Raw genomic sequence first — 567 nt, forward strand, 5'->3', positions numbered from 1 at the left:
AGGCGCCCGACGGCGCCGTCGGGCCCCTCCTCCTCGCCGAGCGGCACGACGAGCTCGACGTTGGTGCCGTGCGGCGGCACGGGTGCGACCTCGGGGGCGTGGTACAGCTCCAGCGAGGCGAGCTCCTCGACGCTCGCGAGGGCGACGACGGTGTGCGGGTTGCCGAGGTCGACGCTCAGGGCCGGGCGGGGCGCGGTCCAGCCGCGCACCGCGACGGCGGCGTCGTACCCGTCGGTCACGGCGGTCTCGCCTCCGGGCAGGAACCAGCGGCCCATGTCCACGGCGTACCAGCCGTTGGCCTCCTTGGTGACCCGCTTGACGCCGGCGCGCGTGCCGAGGCTGAGCGGGCCTGCGGACAGGTCGGCCAGGCCCTGCTGCTCGGCGAACGCGGCGAAGACGCGCACGCCGTTGCCGCACATCTCGGCCACGGAACCGTCGGAGTTGCGGTAGTCCATGAACCACTCGGCCGTGGGGTCCTGGGCCAGGGCGGCCTGGGCGGACTCCTCGCCCGCGCTCGCCAGGGCCGCCGTCGGGGCGAGCCGGATGACGCCGTCGCCGCCGATCCCG

At 76.0% G+C, this 567-nt stretch carries 1 protein-coding gene; it reads right to left on the minus strand.

Annotation, left to right across the window (positions count from 1 at the left end; genetic code table 11):
- The coding region (locus PROKR_RS13025; protein WP_483823635.1) for a diaminopimelate epimerase at nucleotides 1-567 on the minus strand (567 nt) is incomplete at both ends.

Source organism: Promicromonospora kroppenstedtii DSM 19349, assembly GCF_000515355.1.
Lineage (GTDB): Bacteria > Actinomycetota > Actinomycetes > Actinomycetales > Cellulomonadaceae > Promicromonospora > Promicromonospora kroppenstedtii.